The 17,038-nt window shown below is 65.1% G+C and carries 16 protein-coding genes; 7 read left to right on the forward strand and 9 right to left on the reverse strand.

Annotated elements, in window-relative coordinates; translation table 11 throughout:
• Positions 1-154 precede the first annotated feature (154 nt).
• Entirely contained in the window at positions 155-1,522 is a 1,368-nt protein-coding gene (locus FHW84_RS16550; protein WP_167257080.1) for an alginate lyase family protein, read from the forward strand.
• 413 nt (positions 1,523-1,935) lie between these two features.
• On the opposite strand, the gene FHW84_RS16555 is transcribed toward FHW84_RS16550, so the two are convergent.
• Positions 1,936-2,238, reverse strand: a complete 303-nt coding sequence (locus FHW84_RS16555; RefSeq protein ID WP_167257081.1) for a hypothetical protein — start codon at positions 2,236-2,238, stop codon at positions 1,936-1,938.
• A 732-nt stretch (positions 2,239-2,970) separates the two neighbouring features.
• Between FHW84_RS16555 and FHW84_RS16560 the strand changes: the two genes are divergently transcribed.
• Positions 2,971-3,171, forward strand: coding sequence for a CsbD family protein (locus FHW84_RS16560; RefSeq protein ID WP_167257082.1), 201 nt, complete (start codon positions 2,971-2,973; stop codon positions 3,169-3,171).
• Positions 3,172-3,240: 69 nt separating this feature from the next.
• A complete protein-coding gene (locus tag FHW84_RS16565) occupies positions 3,241-3,408 on the forward strand; it encodes a DUF1328 domain-containing protein (protein WP_167257083.1) in 168 nt (55 codons plus the stop codon).
• Between the two features lie 182 nt (positions 3,409-3,590).
• Here FHW84_RS16565 and FHW84_RS16570 read toward each other — a convergent pair whose 3' ends face one another.
• The 6 genes from FHW84_RS16570 to FHW84_RS16595 all read right to left on the reverse strand — a co-directional run bounded on the left by FHW84_RS16570 (position 3,591) and on the right by FHW84_RS16595 (position 9,874).
• Positions 3,591-4,190 carry a hypothetical protein gene (locus FHW84_RS16570; protein ID WP_167257084.1) on the reverse strand — a complete coding sequence of 200 codons (600 nt, stop codon included), beginning with the start codon at positions 4,188-4,190 and terminating at the stop codon, positions 3,591-3,593.
• Positions 4,191-4,476: 286 nt separating this feature from the next.
• Positions 4,477-6,306 (reverse strand): glutamine--fructose-6-phosphate transaminase (isomerizing), encoded by a 1,830-nt coding sequence (gene glmS, locus FHW84_RS16575; RefSeq protein WP_167257085.1) that lies wholly within the window; start codon positions 6,304-6,306, stop codon positions 4,477-4,479.
• Positions 6,307-6,502: 196 nt separating this feature from the next.
• Entirely contained in the window at positions 6,503-7,873 is a 1,371-nt protein-coding gene (locus FHW84_RS16580; protein ID WP_167257086.1) for a pyridoxal-phosphate dependent enzyme, read from the reverse strand.
• Between the two features lie 173 nt (positions 7,874-8,046).
• Positions 8,047-8,283 carry a YdcH family protein gene (locus tag FHW84_RS16585; RefSeq protein WP_167257087.1) on the reverse strand — a complete coding sequence of 79 codons (237 nt, stop codon included), beginning with the start codon at positions 8,281-8,283 and terminating at the stop codon, positions 8,047-8,049.
• A 377-nt stretch (positions 8,284-8,660) separates the two neighbouring features.
• The gene (locus FHW84_RS16590) at positions 8,661-9,263 is read right to left on the reverse strand and encodes a hypothetical protein (RefSeq protein ID WP_167257088.1); all 603 of its coding nucleotides are present in this window, start codon (positions 9,261-9,263) and stop codon (positions 8,661-8,663) included.
• The gene (locus FHW84_RS16595; RefSeq protein WP_167257089.1) at positions 9,260-9,874 is read right to left on the reverse strand and encodes a DUF4398 domain-containing protein; all 615 of its coding nucleotides are present in this window, start codon (positions 9,872-9,874) and stop codon (positions 9,260-9,262) included. Before FHW84_RS16595 ends, FHW84_RS16590 begins: the two co-directional genes overlap by 4 nt.
• An 87-nt stretch (positions 9,875-9,961) precedes the next feature.
• Here FHW84_RS16595 and FHW84_RS16600 point away from each other — a divergent pair, with 87 nt between their 5' ends.
• Positions 9,962-11,077 carry a PilT/PilU family type 4a pilus ATPase gene (locus FHW84_RS16600; protein ID WP_167257090.1) on the forward strand — a complete coding sequence of 372 codons (1,116 nt, stop codon included), beginning with the start codon at positions 9,962-9,964 and terminating at the stop codon, positions 11,075-11,077.
• Positions 11,078-11,141: 64 nt separating this feature from the next.
• On the opposite strand, the gene maiA is transcribed toward FHW84_RS16600, so the two are convergent.
• Entirely contained in the window at positions 11,142-11,807 is a 666-nt protein-coding gene (maiA, locus tag FHW84_RS16605) for a maleylacetoacetate isomerase (protein WP_167257091.1), read from the reverse strand.
• A gap of 158 nt (positions 11,808-11,965) precedes the next feature.
• On the opposite strand from maiA, the gene FHW84_RS16610 reads away from it, so the two are divergent.
• Positions 11,966-13,129 carry a phosphoglycerate kinase gene (locus FHW84_RS16610; protein WP_167257216.1) on the forward strand — a complete coding sequence of 388 codons (1,164 nt, stop codon included), beginning with the start codon at positions 11,966-11,968 and terminating at the stop codon, positions 13,127-13,129.
• A gap of 11 nt (positions 13,130-13,140) precedes the next feature.
• Positions 13,141-13,773 (forward strand): HAD hydrolase-like protein, encoded by a 633-nt coding sequence (locus FHW84_RS16615; protein ID WP_167257217.1) that lies wholly within the window; start codon positions 13,141-13,143, stop codon positions 13,771-13,773.
• A 93-nt stretch (positions 13,774-13,866) separates the two neighbouring features.
• Here the strand turns inward: FHW84_RS16615 and tkt are convergent, their stop codons facing one another.
• Positions 13,867-15,876: a transketolase gene (gene tkt, locus FHW84_RS16620; RefSeq protein ID WP_167257092.1), complete on the reverse strand. Its 2,010-nt coding sequence runs from the start codon at positions 15,874-15,876 to the stop codon at positions 13,867-13,869.
• 253 nt (positions 15,877-16,129) lie between these two features.
• On the opposite strand from tkt, the gene FHW84_RS16625 reads away from it, so the two are divergent.
• A complete protein-coding gene (locus FHW84_RS16625) occupies positions 16,130-16,876 on the forward strand; it encodes a porin family protein (protein WP_167257093.1) in 747 nt (248 codons plus the stop codon).
• The last annotated feature ends 162 nt before the right edge of the window (positions 16,877-17,038 follow it).

Below are 17,038 nucleotides of genomic sequence, written 5' to 3' on the forward strand. Positions count from 1 at the left end.
GTGCGGCCGCTTCCCGCCGTAGAACGCGCGCTTTACACCCAGGCCGCACCCCTGGGCGCCTGGCCCGAAATGACGGCGGCCGGCCCGGCATGACCATGACGGCCCTTGGCAGGTCATCGCAACGTGGCGCCTCTCCGTTCCCTGGACCATCGATATGCAACTGAAAGCATCCCTGTCCGTTCGAACCTTCGCGCCGCTGCTGCTGGCGCTGGCCGCCTGCGCCGGTATCCGGCCGAGCGCGGCGGCGACCGCCACCTTCGTGCATCCCGGCGTTATGCACACCGCCGACGATCTCGCCCGCATCAAGGCGCATCTGACGCAGGAACCGTGGGCGAGTGGTTACCTCAAATTGAAGAACGATGGCCTTTCGTCGCCGACCTACCATATCCGCGGCGGCCATTGCGCCAAGGTCGTGCGCGGCACGCCGGCCCAATGCATGGGCGAGTTCAATGACGACGCCAATGCGGCGTATCAGCAGGCGCTGATGTGGACCTTGAGCGACGACCCGCGCTATGCGGCGAATGCGATCGGGATTCTCAATGCGTGGTCGGGCACGCTGAAGTCGATCGAAGGCCATGACGCACCGCTCGCCGCCGGCTTGAACGGCTTCAAGTTCGTGGCCGCGGCGGAACTGATCCGCTACAGCAAGGCCGGCTGGTCGGCGCAGGACATCGCGGCATCCGAGGCGATGTTCCGCAACGTGTTCTATCCGGTGATCAAAGATTTCGCCCCGTATGCGAACGGCAACTGGGATTCCAGCTGCATGAAGGCGATGATCGCGATGGGCGTGTATACCAACGACTGGGGCATGTTCAATCGCGCGCTGGATTACTACTACAACGGGCCTTCGGATGGCGCGCTGACGCATTACGTCATCAATACCTTCGGCGAGACGCAGGAGAGCGGGCGCGATCAGGCGCATACGCAGCTGGGCATCGGTAATCTTGCCGAGGTGGCGGAAGTGGCGTGGTCGCAGGGCTTCGATCTCTATTCGGCGTATGGCAATCGCCTGCTGGCCGGTTTCGAATATGTCGCGCAGTACAACCTGGGCCATGACGTGCCGTTCGATCCGATGGTCGATACCACCGGCAAGTATCCGCACAAGACGATTTCCAGCCAGAGCCGTGGGGATTTCCGTCCGGTGTACGAGATGGCCTACAACCACTACGCGCGCCGGAGGGATATTTCGGCGCCGTATACGCAGCAGGCGGCGGAGCATATTCGTCCGGAAGGGCGGACGCCGTATGCGGATAACAATGGCTTTGGCACCTTGTTGTTTACCGAGGATGCGATCCGCGTGCTTGCGCCCAGGGGTACGGGTAATGCGCCGAGCGGGTTTGCGGTGTGTGCGAAGGAAGGGGCGAGCTGCAAGGTGACGCAGGGGACGGGGCTGGTGGCTTATGGTGCGCGTGGGGTCTGGCATTACCGGGAAGTGGGGGTCGGGCAGTCCGTGGATTGCACGAATACGGCTTTTACGGATCCGCTGGTAGGTGTGTCCAAGACCTGTTCTGTGCAGCAGTAAGAGCGTCCGCGTCACAACGTAGGGTATAAGCGACACCCGTCCCCGCCGTCACTACCTATCGAACTCTTCTCCCCTCCGGGGAGAAGATGCCGGTCCCACGGGGACTCCCTTCGGTCGCAGCAGATGAGGGGCGGGTGCTCGCGGTAGTGGTTCTACGAAGAGAAGAAGAGCTTTTGAGCTTGTAGCGCCCCTCCGCCCACCGCTCCGCCCGGCCCCTCACCCCGACCTTCTCCCCTCCGGGGAGAAGATGCCGGTCCCACGGGGACTCCCTTCGGTCGCAGCAGATGAGGGGCGGGTGCTCGCGGTGGCGCTTCCACGAAGCGGCGTAGGTTGGGGTGAGCCATCGGCGAACCCCAACGCTGCGTGGCGTCTCGATGTGCCGGTGTTGGGGTTCGCCTTTGGCTCACCCCAACCTACGCCTGCACTGGGGGTTGCGTCGTTTCGTGCTTTACCTGCAGCCACTGCATCCGCAAATGCGCCTGCGTTGCGCAGCGCGTGCCCATTTCGATAAACGTTGCGATGCTTTCCAGCATCACCGGCAAGCGCTGCGCATTCACGCTGCCTTGTTCGTCAGCCAGTTCCGCCAGCAATCGAATCGCGTTATGCGCGAAATGCAGCCACTCCGTTGCATCGTTCAACAACGCATCCGGACCCGCCTCCGGATCCGAGAAATATTCCACGTGGCGTGTGATCCACGCTTCGCCAAAGATATCCATAAGCAACTCCTTGCCACGCGCCGCCCTCGTCCCGAGAACGGCACGCCGCCAGACAGCACGACGTGCCGCGACCACACGGACTCGAGGCTTACCGACCACCTGGAACACAGGCGCCGGGCGGCTTGATTGATGAAGTGGATGACGGCCTCAGTCGCTTTCGCCGCTGCACGAGGCAACGCGCCGCGTTTCACGGCTAGGATTCATTACCTACGAAAACTCTTAGGCCGCGGCTCTTCAACCGTGTCCGCGAAGAATGCGGACGACCTGGTCAGCCGGCGGATGTGTCGCCCAGGGGATCGGCGGGCGTACGAGTGACGTATGATCTGGCACAGCCATGATCAACTCTCCTTCAGTTGGTGATGGTTAGCGGGTCAGGGGTGGTGACACACCCTTGGCCCGCGCTCTCACGACATTGCTGCCATGGTTGCCCGCGACGCGACGAAAACACAGCGCGGGCAACATCGATCACGCTAGCAGACACGCATTCGGGCTGTCTTTAGGGCAAATCCGAATTTGCATCGCATCCACTATGCAAACGACGCGCATCACTCCTCAGATGAGTGACGCGTGACGAAAACATTAGCGCCTTCGCGCCCCGCTCATACTCATGAACGGCACTCGATCGGAACGCGGCCGATTCACACACGAATCATCCGCCGGCTCCTATTCCTAAGAACCACCGCAACCGCCGCAGTCCGCTTGGACGCGGCATCCATCGTGGAGTATCAGGATATGAACGAAGACCGGATCAAGGGCCAATGGAAACAGCTCCAGGGGAAGCTCAAGGCGCGCTGGGGCAAATTGACCGACGACGATCTGAAAGTGGCCGAGGGCGGCTCGGAATACCTCGCCGGCAAGCTGCAGGAGCGTTATGGCATCGCCAAGGACGAAGCGATGAAGCAGCTGAAGGAATTCGATGAGAGCGGGAGGTAATCAGCGCCACCGCGCATCGGGATCGGCCGTCACCCACGGCAAGTACCATCATCCATAGGAGGGTACGCCATGCTGTACTACGCCATCGTCTTTCTAGTCATCGCACTGATCGCCGGCTTCCTGGGCTTCTTCGGCATCGCCGGCCTGGCCGCGAGCATCGCGAAGATCCTGTTCATCGTCTTCATCGTGCTGTTCATCATTTCGCTGATCGCGGGGCGCCGACGTCCACCGGTGTAACAGCCAGCTGCAGCATTGACGATAACGACGCCGGGGCCACTTGGCCCCGGCGTTTTAGTGCAAGTTGCCCTAGTCGGCGAACCCTGAAAAACACCACTGATGGTTATATAAATCGGGCCGTTACCAGCGAGGGCCGCCGACCGGCTTCTGGCCTGGATGAATTCGACCGTATTGACCATGGCCTACGGGTGCAGAATGCGAGCCCGAACAACATCGCAAAGCAGGTACGCTTCGAAATCTCCCAAGCTGGTGATCTCAACTCCGAGACGATTTCCCATGACCACGAATTCGATGCCGAGTAGAGGGTTGCTCGCCGCATCAAGAGGTTCGCCGGTGATCCACAGGGGTTCGACGTTGACGAAGTCATACTCGACGTTAGCGACTTGCACGCAGAGACCCTCTCGAGTTCGAGAGAATGCTGTCAAAGGTTCGTAGATCAACGAAGGAACGCCACCGAATTCTTCGATGAGGCGCTTTGCTCCTTGCATGCTGGCATGTGGAGAAAACCGCAGGGCAACGCCAACCTTGCCAATTACCTCATCTCGATATTCGACGCCAATATGTAACTCGGCGGTCGATTTCGACCATGAGCGCACAAGCGCACGGAACACGCGGCCCTTGGTGTCTGAAATCCAAATATCGTCACCGGGCAAAAAAGGATCGAAGGTGGCAGAGTGTGTTAAAGAGCAATCGCCTCCTTTCTGTACCTGACAATTCCCAAAGGTAATGGGTGTCAATGCCGGCACCGTCCAGAACTGTTTGCGGAACTGTCTTACATCCAATGGTCAATCACCTTCTCAGGAAATTGCAGAATTCAGACTTTCTATGCCGCGCAACCGCCAGCCCGCTTCCTCCGTATCCTCGCCATCCCTTCGTGTTCCGGCGCTTCCATGAGTATTTCACAGTCACTGCGATTCTCGTGATCCAGGCCACCCCAGGGACCGAAGCGCCAGCCATCGCGGACATGACCTCACAAAAAAAGGCGCTTGCCAAGAAACAGCAAGCGCCTTCTGAACAGATCACATCTTTATTTCAATTCCACAACTGCAGCGCACCATGGCGCCGCACTTATTCCACCGTCACCGACTTCGCCAGATTCCGCGGCTGGTCCACATCCGTACCCCGCAACACCGCCACGTGATACGCCAGCAACTGCATCGGCACCGTAAACACCGCCGGCGCAATAAAGTCGCCACCGCCATCGATACGCAGAATGCTTCCCCGCGCCGCGTTGCCATCCATGCTCGCCGCACCATCCGCGAACACCAGCAGCTCGCCGCCACGCGCACGCACTTCCTGCAGGTTGGACTTGAGCTTGTCCAGCAGCGGGCCGTTCGGGGCCACCGCGATCACCGGCATGTCTTCGTCCACCAGCGCCAGCGGGCCATGCTTGAGTTCACCGGCGGCGTAGGCTTCGGCGTGGATGTACGAGATTTCCTTGAGCTTCAAGGCGCCTTCCATCGCCACCGGATACTGCGCGCCGCGGCCGAGGAACAGGGCGTGCTGGCGGTGGATCAGGTGTTCGGCGAGGTCCACGATCTGCGGTTCCAGCTCCAGCGCCTTTTCGATGCGCTTGGGCAGGCTTTGCAGCTGGGCGGTGAGGTCGGCATAGCGCCCGTCGTCCAGGCCGCGCTGGCGCGCGAGCTGCAGCGTGAGCAGGCCGAGTGCGGCGAGCTGCGTGGTGAAGGCCTTGGTGGAGGCCACGCCGATTTCGGGGCCGGCGCGCGTCATCAGCTTGAGGTCCGCTTCGCGCACCACCGAGGATTCCGGCACGTTGCAGATCGCCAGCGTGCCGAGATAGCCGCGGCGGCGCGATTCGCGCATGGCGGCCAGAGTGTCGGCGGTTTCGCCGGACTGCGAAATGGCCACGAACAGCGTGCCTTCCGGCACCACCGCTTCGCGGTAGCGGTATTCGCTGGCCACTTCCACGTTGACCGGCAGGCGCGCGTAGTCCTCGATCCAGTACTTGGCGACGAGGCCGGCGTGGTAGCTGGTGCCGCAGGCGATGATGTGCAGGCCCTTGGCCTTGCTCAGCAGCTCGTCGCCGTTGACGCCGAAGATGTTGGGCAGCACGCCGTGCGGGCCGATGCGCGCTTCGAGCGTGTCGGCCACGGCGCGCGGCTGCTCGAAGATTTCCTTCTGCATGTAGTGGCGGTATTCGCCGCGCTCGACGGCGTCGGTGGACAGCTCGCTCTCGTGCACGGCGCGTTCCACCGGCTGGCCATGCTGGCCGTAGATGCGCACCTGGTCGCGGGTGATTTCCACCACGTCGTGCTCTTCCAGGTAGATCATCCGGTTGGTGACCTGGATCAGCGCCTGCGCGTCGGAACCGAGGAAGTTCTCGCCGATGCCCACGCCGACCAGCAGCGGCGCGCCGCGGCGGGCGCCGATGACGCGGCCGGGTTCCTTGTCGCTGATCACGGCGATGGCGTAGGCGCCTTCCAGTTCGTGCACCACCGACGAGACCGCGTCGAGCAGCGACTTGCCGGACGCGAGGCGCTCGCTGATCAGCGCGGCCATCACTTCGGTGTCGGTCTCGGAGGTGAACGCGTGGCCGCGCGATTCGAGTTCGCTGCGCAGCGTGGCGTAGTTCTCGATGATGCCGTTATGCACCAGCGCCACGTGGCCGGCGACGTGCGGATGCGCGTTGACCTTGTTCGGCACGCCGTGGGTGGCCCAGCGCGTATGCGCGATGCCGGTGCCGCCGGGGAACGGGTCGGCCAGGTACTGCGCTTCCATCTCGCGCACCTTGCCCTTCTCGCGCACGCGGCGGATTTCATCCTGCTGCAGCACGGCCAGGCCGGCGGAGTCGTAGCCGCGGTATTCCAGCGCCTTCAGGCCGGCGATCAGCAGGGGGGCGACGTCGCGCTGGGCAGTGGCGGCAACGATTCCACACATGGGCAGAGTCCTCTTGAGGAGAAAGGGGGACCGGAAGCGGACTTCCGCAGGGCCGGGACTTTGTCGGCCACCCATTTCAGCAAACTTTCGCGGCGCATCCGACCATGCACGCGCCATTTCGTGCACTCGCGCGGCCGGCTGTTCATCGAACAGCCGGCTTTGTGGCGAGCAGCATCCGCCAAGCCTGTGTTGGCGCCTAGTGCACCTTACGGCGTAGGTAATTCAGCAGGTCGATGCGGGTGATCAGGCCCATGAACTGCTCGCCATCCAGCACGATGGCCACGTGGCCGCGCTCGAACACCGGCAGCAGCGCGGTGATCGGCTCGTGGATGTCGAGGATCTGCAGGTTGCTGATCATCGCGGTGGAGACCGGATCGCGGAAGCGGCTTTCGTCGGCGTGCACGTGCATCAGCACGTCCGATTCGTCGAGGATGCCGACCAGCTTGTTACCGTCCATCACCGGCAGCTGCGACACGTCGTACAGCTTCATGCGCGTGTAGGCCGTCATCAGCAGCTCGCCGGGGCCGACCACCACGGTGTCGCGCTGGGTGAACGGGCGCAGCAGCAGGTCGCGCAGGTCGCCGTGCTGCTCGCGGTCGATGAAGCCGTTGTCCAGCATCCAGTAGTCGTTGTACATCTTCGAGAGGTACTTGTTGCCGGTGTCGCAGACCAGGGTCACCACGCGCTTCGGCGTCGTCTGCTCACGGCAGTATTTCAATGCCGCGGACAGCAGCGTGCCGGTGGACGAACCGCCGAGCACGCCTTCCTTCGCCAGCAGTTCGCGCGCGGCGAGGAAGCTTTCCTTGTCGCTGATCGCGTAGGCCTTCTTCACCCGGCTGAAGTCGCTGATGCTGGGCAGGAAATCCTCGCCGATGCCTTCGACCATCCAGCTGCCGGACTTGGTCGAGAGAATGCCTTCGTTGATGTACTGCGCGAGGATGGAACCGACCGGATCGGCCAGCACGATTTCCGTATCCGGCGACACTTCGGCGAAATAGCGCGACAGGCCGCTCATGGTGCCGGAAGAACCGCAGCCGACCACGATGGCGTCCACGCGGCCGTCCATCTGCTCGTAGATTTCCGGGCCGGTGGTGGCGATGTGCGCGGCGGGGTTGTCGGGATTGCCGAACTGGTTGATGAAGTAGGCGCCGGGCGTTTCGCGCGCGATGCGCTCGGCCATGTCCTGGTAGTACTCGGGGTGGCCCTTGGCCACGTCCGAACGGGTGAGCACCACTTCGGCGCCCATCGCCTTGAGGTTGAAGATCTTCTCGCGGCTCATCTTGTCGGGCACCACCAGCACCAGGCGATACCCCTTCTGCTGCGCCACCAGCGCAAGGCCAAGGCCGGTGTTGCCGGCGGTGCCTTCGACCAGGGTGGCGCCCGGCTTGATCTTGCCGGCGCGCTCGGCGCCTTCGATCATCGACAGGCCGATACGGTCCTTGATCGAGCCACCGGGATTGGCGCTTTCGAGCTTGAGGAAGAGCTCACAGGGGCCGGCATCCAGTCGCTGCGCGCGCACCATCGGGGTGCGGCCGATCAGTTCGAGGACACTCTGGTGGACCGTCATGGAAGCTCCTGCGTTCGGTTCGCGGGCGGCCCGGTTCGGACTGCCTCAGGCCGGCGATGATAACCGAGCCGCCCTGCGTTCCCCTGACCGCGGGCGCAAACGAAGCGGCCCCGGCAGCCGTTCCCTCGCAAGGGTGGCTCCGGGGCCGCGTGTCTTGAGTTTGAAACCGCAGGCTAGTTGACGATGCGGTGCTTGTGCGCTCGTTCATCCCACATGCGCTGCAACCGTTCCTTGGCGTGGAGCTTTTCTTTCTTCATGCCCGTAAGGGTCATGTCGTCGATGGGAAGAACGCCGATCTCGGCGTCGTGCACCTTGCTGTCGAGCTCCTTGTGGTGCTGGTACAGCCGACGGAATTCGGCGTCGGCTTTCATCAAGGCTTCGACATCGTCACGCTGCTGGTTTTCGAACATGATCCGACCTCCTCGCGAAGAACCGCGGGCACGGGATCGGTGCGCCCGCTAACGGTGGCAAACCATGCGCATGCCGATGGCCCGCGCCGGCTTGCCGGTACGCAGGTGATCGGGTGATCGAGGGATAGGCGCATGATTCAGGTCAGTGACCCATGGTGCATGAGTGCCCCATGGGTATTCGACCCTACTCCCGCATCCGGGGGCATGCAAGCGCGTTTCGGCGAAGCGCATCACAGTGCGATTCGCACGGAGAAAGGCCGCCGCGGCAGGCTTTTTTTCGCGTTAAACGATGCTTTCAACGATGCTTTCGATGGAAACGAAAACGCCCGGCGGAATGATCCGCCGGGCGCTTCGTTCGTGCATGACAACAGCGATATTTACTTGCCCGAATCGCCCTGCATCTGCGAGCGCATCGCCTTCGCCGCCTGGGTGGCCAGGTCGGCCTGGCGCTTGGCGGCGTTGGCCACCTTGGCCTGGGCCGCGGCGAGCTTCCTGGCCTGGTCGGCCTGGGCCTGGGCCTGCACGGCCTGGGCCTGGGCGGCGGCGCCTTCCTGCTGCAGGCGGGCGGCTTCTTCCTGGGCCATCTGGTACTGCATGCGCTGGCGGTCGAGTTCGCGGCGGGCAGCCTCGACCTCGCGGCGGGTGCCATCGAGCTGGATCTGGTCGTGCTCGCGGTCGAGCTGGTTGACCTTGATCTGGGCTTCCTGCAGCTGGGCGGTGGCCTTGGCCAGGTCGACGCGGCGCTCGGCCACGTACAGCGCATGGGCGCGGTCGCGCGAGCGGGCCTGGGCCAGCCGGCCGATGGCGTCGCGGGCACGGGCCTGCTCGGCCTGGGCGTAGCCGCTCAGGGCGGGGTCGCGGGCGAGCTGGTCGAGGCTGCCGTTGAGGCGGGCCACGTCCATGTCGTCCTTGGCGTGGGCCGAGCCCACGGCCGCGGCGGCGAGGACCAGCGCCGACAAGGTGATGCGCAGGGGCTTCATGGGTGGCCTCCCTGGTCGTTGGTCTGCGGTTGCGGCTGCGGCTGCGGCAGGGTCTGGAAGCCGCCGTCCTGCGGCAGCGGCTGCAGCACGGACGAGGACGGGGCCGGCATGTCCTGCGTCTGTTCCTGCGCCGGCAGGCCCTGCTGCTGTTCCTGGAACTGGCGCTGTTGCTGCTGGGCCGCCTGCTGGGCGGCTTCTTCCTGCGCGTTCAGGTTCTGCTCGATCTGCTCGCGCAGCTCGCGGTTGCCCTGGGTCTTGCGCTGGATCTGGGCGCGGGCGGCGCCCAGCCGTGCCTTGGCGCGGGCGAGTTCGGCGTCGGCCTGGGCTTCTTCGGCCAGGGCGGCGGCGTCCTCGTACTTGCGGCTGGCCATGGCGGCCTGGGCCTGCTGGAACTTGTTTTGCGCGAAATCCAGGTCGACCGGGGCGTAATCGGCCGCACCGGCGTCGCGGGCGTACTGCAATTGCATCTGCGCCTGGTTCATGGAGCCGTCGGGCGGCGGCACGCTGGCGCAGCCGCCGAGCGAGCCCAGCACCACGGCCAGGATCAGGCTGGAAAACACCGTGCGGACGCCATTCTGGCGGCTATCCGGCGCGGAAAAGATGTGGACCATCACTCATTCCTCTAAGAGTGTCGCAGCGTATTGTGGGCGGGCATAATCGTTGTTTGCAACGCGTGAGCGTCATTTCAGGGGACACGAGTGGACATTGGTTACTTCCTCAAGCTCATGGTGGACAAGGGCGCGTCGGACATGTTCCTGACGACCGGCGCCCCCGTGAACATCAAGGTGGAGGGCAAGCTGTACCCGCTGGGCAATACCGGACTCCCCGGCGGCATGGTGAAGAAGATCGCCTATTCGCTCATGGACGAGGGCCAGGTGCCCCAGTTCGAGCGCGACCTCGAGCTCAACATGGCGCTGGCGGTGAAGGAAGCCGGCCGTTTCCGCATCAACGTGTTCAAGCAGCGCGGCGAAGTGGGCATGGTGATCCGCGCGATCAAGAGCGAGATCCCGAGCATCGACCAGCTGCAGCTCCCGGGTATTTTCCGCGACCTGATCCTGGAACCGCGCGGCCTGATCCTGGTGGTCGGCGCCACCGGCTCGGGCAAGTCCACCACCCTGGCGGCGATGCTCGACCACCGCAACCAGAACACCTCCGGGCACATCCTCACCATCGAGGACCCGATCGAATACCTGCACCGCCACAAGAAGTCGATCGTGAACCAGCGCGAAGTCGGCCTGGACACGCACAGCTATCACGAGGCGCTGAAGAACGCGATGCGCGAGGCGCCGGACGTGATCATGATCGGCGAGATCCGCGACACCGACACCATGGAAGCGGCCATCTCGTTCTCCGAAACCGGCCACCTCTGCCTGGCCACCCTGCACTCCAACAACGCCGACCAGACGCTGGAGCGCATCCTCAACTTCTTCCCGGAATCGGCGCACAAGAACGTGCTGATGAACCTCGCCCTGAACCTGCGCGCGGTGATCAGCCAGCGCCTGGTGATCGGCAAGGACGGCCGCCGCCTGCCGGCCACCGAAGTGCTGCTCAACACCCCGTTCATCCGCGACATGATCCGCCGCGGCCAGATCCACGAGGTGAAGGAAGCGATGGACCGCAGCCTGCAGGAAGGCATGCAGACCTTCGACCAGTCGCTGTACCGCCTGTACAAGGAAGGCCGCATCGAGCTGGACGAGGCGCTGGCCAAGGCCGACTCGCGCGACGGCCTGGCGCTGAAGATCCGCCTGTCCGAAGGCGGCGGCTCCGAGAGCGCGGAGCTGGTGGGCAACGACCCCTACGGGCTCGGCTTCTAAGCCCTTCCGCGGAACACCGCCATCACCCCGGCGCACGCCGGGGTGATGCGTTTCAGGGTTCGGATCAATCGACCGCCGGCGCGTCCGGCTGAGCTTCCGGCGCGGCACGCTGGAACGCCTCCAGCGCCTGGCAGGCCTCCACGATGCGCCGGATGGTCGGGAACGCCTCCATCGGCAGCTTCCAGCGCACCGCGTTGTAGTGCTGCGGCACCAGGCAGGCGTCGGCCAGGCCGGGCTGGTCGCCGTGGCAGAAGCGCCCGGTCGCCGGGCTGTCCGCCAGTATCGCTTCCAGCGCGCGGAAACCCTCGCCGATCCAATGCCGCGACCAGCTGCCGCGCATCGATTCCTCCACATGCATCTCGCTGCCCAGGTACTGCAGCACGCGCAGGTTGCCCAGCGGGTGCACGTCGCAGGCCAGCAATTGCGCCAGCGAGCGCACGCGGGCGCGGCCGGCGGCATCGGCGGGCAGCAGCGGCGGCGCGGGATGCGTTTCGTCGAGGTATTCCATGATCGCCATGGATTGGGTCAGCACCTGCACGCCGTCCACCAGGCAGGGCACCAGTTCCTGCGGATTGAGCGCGCGGTAGGCCTGCTGGTGCTGCTCGCCGCCGTCGCGCACCAGGTGCACGGGGCGGTTGTCGTAGGCCAGCCCCTTCAGGTTCAGCGCGATGCGCACGCGGTAGGCGGCGCTGGAGCGCCAATAGCCGTACAGCACCCGGTCCGAGCTCATGGATTGGCGTCCTTCCGCTGTCTCAAGGCGGGCCAGGATAACCGCACCGCGGTTTGCATCGTCACCGGACGGGCGGGACAATACGGGGTTCGCGCTCGCCAGGGCGCCCTCTTTCCCACCTTCCAACCAGGAGTTGCGCCGTGTCGTCCTTCCTCCGCATGAGCGATCTTGATCTGCGCGGCAAGCGCGTGCTGATCCGCGAAGACCTGAACGTGCCGATCGAGGACGGGCGGATCACCTCCACCCAGCGCCTGGACGCCTCCCTGCCCACCATCAAGGCCGCCCGCGACGCCGGCGCCCGCGTCATGGTGATGTCGCACCTGGGCCGCCCGAAGGAAGGCCAGTTCGACGCCGAGTCCTCGCTGGCGCCGGTGGCCAAGTGGCTGGGCGACAAGCTGGGCACGCCGGTGCGGCTGGTGTCCGACTACCTCGGCGGCGTCGACGTCGCCGATGGCGAGGTGGTGGTGCTGGAGAACTGCCGCATGAACGTCGGCGAAGGCAAGGACGACGAAGCCCTGTCGAAGAAGTACGCAGCGCTGTGCGACATCTTCGTGATGGACGCGTTCGGCACCGCGCACCGCGCGCAGGCTTCCACCCATGGCGTGATCAAGTACGCCCCCGTCGCCGCCGCCGGCCCGCTGCTGTCGGCCGAGCTGGACGCGCTGGGCAAGGCGCTGGAGCACCCGGCGCAGCCGCTGCTGGCGATCGTGGCCGGCTCCAAGGTCTCCACCAAGCTCACCCTGCTGGAGAACCTGATCGGCAAGGTCGACCAGCTGATCGTCGGCGGCGGCATCGCCAACACCTTTATCGCCGCCGCCGGCTACGGCGTCGGCAACTCGCTGTACGAAGCGGACCTGCTCGACGCCGCCAAGAAGGTGATCGCCGACGCCAAGCGCCGCGGCGCCGAGGTGCCGATGCCGGTGGACGTGGTGGTGGCGCCGGAGTTCTCCGCGCATGCGCCGGCCACCGTCAAGCCGGTGGACCAGGTGAAGGACGGCGAGATGATCCTCGACATCGGCCCGCAGACCGCCAAGAACTACGCCGCGCTGATCGCCAAGGCCGGCACGGTGGTGTGGAACGGCCCGGTCGGCGTGTTCGAGTTCGACGCCTTCGGCAAGGGCACCGAAACGCTGGCGCGCGCGGTCGCCGCGTCCGACGCGTTCTCCATCGCCGGCGGCGGCGACACGCTGGCCGCGGTCGAAAAGTACGACATCGAAAAAGATGTCTCGTACATCTCGACCGGCGGCGGCGCGTTCCTGGAGTTCCTGGAAGGCAAGGAACTGCCGGCCGTGGCCGCGCTCAAGGCGCGCGCAGCCAAGTGAGTTCGCCGCGCATGCTTTGCCTGTTCGACCTGGACGGCACCCTGATCGATTCGGAACTGGGCATCGTCAGCTGCGTGCGGCACGCCTTCGAGCAACTGGGCGTGCCGGCGCCGGCGGAACTGCGCCACTGGATCGGCCCGCCGCTGCGGCACAGCTTCGCGCCGCTGCTGGACCACGACCCGGCCCTGGTGGAAGCGGCGGTGGAGCATTACCACCAGCGCTTCCATGCCATCGGCTGGCGCGAGCACACCGTATATCCGGGCATCGAGGCGATGATCCAGCGGCTGCGCGATGCCGGCCACGAACTGGCCATCGTCACCAGCAAGCCGGAGCGGCATGCGACGCCGATCGTCGAATCGTTCGCGTTCGCCGATGCGTTCACCCGCCTGTACGGCCCGGATCCGAGCAGCCCGCACAGCGAGAAGGCTTCGATGATTGCCGCGGCGCTGGCGGATTTCGGTGCGGACCCCGAGCAGACCGTGATGATCGGCGACCGCCATTTCGATATCGACGGCGCGGTGGCCAACCGCGTACGCGGCATCGGCGTGCTGTGGGGCTTCGGCAGCCAGGAAGAACTGGAACAGGCCGGCGCGCACGTACTGGTGAATGAGCCGTCGCAACTGGGCGACCTGCTGGCGGCGTGACGCTGCCGCGGCGGACATAAAAAAACGCCGCGGCATGCGGCGTTTTTTAATCGCTCACCGGGAAGGCCGCGGCCTTCCCGGTGCATCGATGGCTCAGCGGATCGTGCGCTTCACCGCGTCCACCACGTGCGACACGGTGAACCCGAAATGCTCGAACAGCTGGCCCGCCGGCGCCGACGCGCCGAAGGTGGTCATGCCCACCACTTCGCCGTCCAGGCCCACGTACTTGCGCCAGAAGTCGGCGGTCGCCGCTTCCACCGCCACGCGCGCACGGCACCAGCCCGGCAGCACGCCTTCGCGGTATTCCAGCGGCTGCTCGTCGAACAGCTCGGTGCAGGGCATCGACACCACGCGCACCGCGATGTCCTGCTGCGCCAGCGTGCGCGCCGCTTCCATCGCCAGCTCCACTTCCGAGCCGGTGGCGATCAGGATCGCCTTGAACTTCGTGTCCTGCGGGTCGGACAGCACGTAGCCGCCGCGCGCGATCTCGGCCACCTGCTGCGCGCTGCGCTGCTGGTGCTTGAGGTTCTGGCGCGAGAACACCAGGCACGACGGCGCGCCCTTGCGCTCGATCGCCAGCTTCCACGACACCGCCGATTCCACCGCGTCGCAGGGACGCCACAGCTGGTTGTTCGGGATGTAGCGCAGGCTGGCCAGGTGCTCCACCGGCTGGTGGGTCGGGCCGTCTTCGCCCAGGCCGATCGAGTCGTGGGTGTAGACGTGGATGGCGTGCGCCGGGATCAGCGCGCTCATGCGCACGGCGTTGCGCGCGTAGTCGGAGAACACCAGGAAGGTGGCGTCGTAGGGAATGAAGCCGCCATGCAGGGCCAGGCCGTTGGCGATGGCGGTCATGCCGAACTCGCGCACGCCGTAGTACACGTAGTTGCCCTTGCCGTCGGCACTGTTGCCGTTGCCGGCATCCAGGCTGCCCTTCCACTTGGTGAGGTTGGAGCCGGCCAGGTCCGCGGAGCCGCCGATCAGTTCCGGCAGCAGCGGGCCGAACGCATCGAGCGCCATCTGCGACGCCTTGCGGCTGGCCACTTCCGGACCTTCCGCCTGCAGCTTGGCGACATAGGCGGCGGACTTCTCCGCCCAGTCGGCCGGCAGCTCGCCGGCGAGGCGGCGCTTGAACTCGGCGGCCAGTTCCGGATGCGCGGCGGCGTAGGCGTCGAACGCGGCGTTCCACACCTTCTCGCGCTCGGCGCCGGCGGCCTTGTGGTCCCAGCCGGCGTAGATGTCGGCGGGGATCTCGAACGGCGCGTAGTGCCAGCCGAGCTGCTCGCGTGCGGCGGCGATTTCGTCCTTGCCCAGCGGCGCGCCGTGGCTTTCTTCCTTGCCCTGCTTGTGCGGGGCGCCGAAGCCGATGATGGTCTTGGCGCAGATCAGGGTGGGCTTGTCGGACTGCGCAACGGCCTGCTCGATCGCGCGCTTGATGTCGTCGGCGTTGTGGCCGTCGATGTGGCGGATCACGTTCCAGCCGTAGGCCTCGAAGCGCTTGGGCGTGTCGTCGGTGAACCAGCCGTGCACTTCGCCATCGATGGAAATGCCGTTGTCGTCGTACACCGCCACCAGCTTGCCCAGGCCCCAGGTGCCGGCGAGCGAAGCCACTTCGTGCGAGATCCCTTCCATCAGGCAGCCGTCGCCGAGGAAGACGAAGGTGCGGTGATCGACGATCTCGTGGCCCGGACGGTTGAAGTGCGCAGCCAGCACCTTCTCGGCCAGCGCGAAGCCCACCGCATTGGCCAGGCCCTGGCCCAGCGGGCCGGTGGTGGTTTCCACGCCAGGGGTTTCGCTGGCTTCCGGATGGCCGGCGGTCTTCGAATGCAGCTGGCGGAAGCGCTTGAGCTCGGCCATCGGCAGGTCGTAGCCGGTGAGGTGCAGCAGGGCGTACTGCAGCATCGAACCGTGGCCGTTGGACAGCACGAAGCGGTCGCGGTTGAACCACTTCGGGTTGGCCGGGTTATGGCGCAGGAAGTCGTTCCACAAGACCTCGGCCAGGTCGGCCATGCCCATGGGCATGCCCGGGTGGCCGGACTTGGCGGCCTCCACGGCGTCCATGGCGAGGGCGCGGACGGCGTTGGCGAGTTCGCGGCGGGTGGTCATCGGGGGGTCTCCGGAGGGAAGGCGGCGGCGAAAAACGGTGATTGTCGCCGATCCATGCAGGGCTGTCGCCCGCTTCACCCCGTTCCAACGGTCTTAACTCGGCCTTAATTTATGCGGTCGCAATACGGAAACCCTTCAGTCCCGGGCCGCTCTAATCCGGGGCATGGCTGGCAAGGCCATGTGCGGTCGCAGGCGCCCCCCTTCCCCCCTGTCGGCGATCGCTCCCTAAGAAAGGAAGAAGAGGAGTATTCCCATGAAAAAGTCCCTACTTGCCCTCGCTTTCACCAGCGCCAGCATCATCGGCGCCCCTGTCCTGGCTCAGGACAGCACCAGCACCACCTCGGCCGCCCCGGCGGGCGGCAACTACCTGCCCAGCCAGCCGGTCGGCAGCGGCAACTGGTTCATCGGCGCCAACGTCGGCCGCACCAATGGCGGCGATAACGGCGGCTTCGGCAGCGGCAACGGCAGCGGCTTCAATTTCTTCAAGGGCGAAAAAGGCCGCCGCACCGGTTACGGCGTGCTCGGCGGCTACCGCTGGAAGGCCGGCCAGGATCTGGGCCTGGGCCTTGAGGCCGGCTACGCGGACCTCGGCAACTACCGGGTGAAGAACGTCTTCAATTCGCAGGACGTCAACCAGCGCAGCACCACCAACGCCCTGCGCGGCTGGCTGCTGGGCGTGAACGGCCGCATCAACCTGCTGCCGCAGTGGTACATCAGCGCCCACGGCGGCTATTTCCGCGCCAATGACAACGGCAACAACTACAACAACAGCATCGGCCAGGACCTGGGCCTGACCAGCGGCGGCCGTCCGGGCCGCGGCAGCTGGTACGGCGGCGTCGGCACCGGCTGGGACATCACCGAGCAGGTCAGCCTGGGCGTGAACTACGACTACTTCCACGCCAACGCCGGCAAGATCAAGAACACGGCCACCGGCGAGGTCACCCAGGGCCTGAAACGCTCCACCGGCATCGTGTCGCTGAGCGGCGAATACCGCTTCTGATATCTGGGATCACCGCAAGCCCGGTTGAAAACGGGCGCCTCTGGCGCCCGTTTTCTTTTGTCATCAATAAGTTAAATGTGCCCGAACTCAGCCATAAATCTTAACTTTGCCTTAATACTGAACTCATCGGTATTGAATCTTTTTGGGGCGATTCCCATCTAA

The organism is Dyella sp. SG562 (assembly GCF_011759495.1).
GTDB classification, from domain to species: domain Bacteria; phylum Pseudomonadota; class Gammaproteobacteria; order Xanthomonadales; family Rhodanobacteraceae; genus Dyella_D; species Dyella_D marensis.

Coding starts and splice junctions, on each gene's coding strand:
- FHW84_RS16550 (WP_167257080.1), top strand. CDS start 155: ATGCAACTGAAAGCATCCCTGTCCGTTCGAACCTTCGCGCCGCTGCTG.
- FHW84_RS16555 (WP_167257081.1), bottom strand. CDS start 2,238: ATGGATATCTTTGGCGAAGCGTGGATCACACGCCACGTGGAATATTTC.
- FHW84_RS16560 (WP_167257082.1), top strand. CDS start 2,971: ATGAACGAAGACCGGATCAAGGGCCAATGGAAACAGCTCCAGGGGAAG.
- FHW84_RS16565 (WP_167257083.1), top strand. CDS start 3,241: ATGCTGTACTACGCCATCGTCTTTCTAGTCATCGCACTGATCGCCGGC.
- glmS (WP_167257085.1), bottom strand. CDS start 6,306: ATGTGTGGAATCGTTGCCGCCACTGCCCAGCGCGACGTCGCCCCCCTG.
- FHW84_RS16580 (WP_167257086.1), bottom strand. CDS start 7,873: ATGACGGTCCACCAGAGTGTCCTCGAACTGATCGGCCGCACCCCGATG.
- FHW84_RS16585 (WP_167257087.1), bottom strand. CDS start 8,283: ATGTTCGAAAACCAGCAGCGTGACGATGTCGAAGCCTTGATGAAAGCC.
- FHW84_RS16590 (WP_167257088.1), bottom strand. CDS start 9,263: ATGAAGCCCCTGCGCATCACCTTGTCGGCGCTGGTCCTCGCCGCCGCG.
- FHW84_RS16595 (WP_167257089.1), bottom strand. CDS start 9,874: ATGGTCCACATCTTTTCCGCGCCGGATAGCCGCCAGAATGGCGTCCGC.
- maiA (WP_167257091.1), bottom strand. CDS start 11,807: ATGAGCTCGGACCGGGTGCTGTACGGCTATTGGCGCTCCAGCGCCGCC.
- FHW84_RS16610 (WP_167257216.1), top strand. CDS start 11,966: ATGAGCGATCTTGATCTGCGCGGCAAGCGCGTGCTGATCCGCGAAGAC.
- FHW84_RS16615 (WP_167257217.1), top strand. CDS start 13,141: ATGCTTTGCCTGTTCGACCTGGACGGCACCCTGATCGATTCGGAACTG.
- tkt (WP_167257092.1), bottom strand. CDS start 15,876: ATGACCACCCGCCGCGAACTCGCCAACGCCGTCCGCGCCCTCGCCATG.
- FHW84_RS16625 (WP_167257093.1), top strand. CDS start 16,130: ATGAAAAAGTCCCTACTTGCCCTCGCTTTCACCAGCGCCAGCATCATC.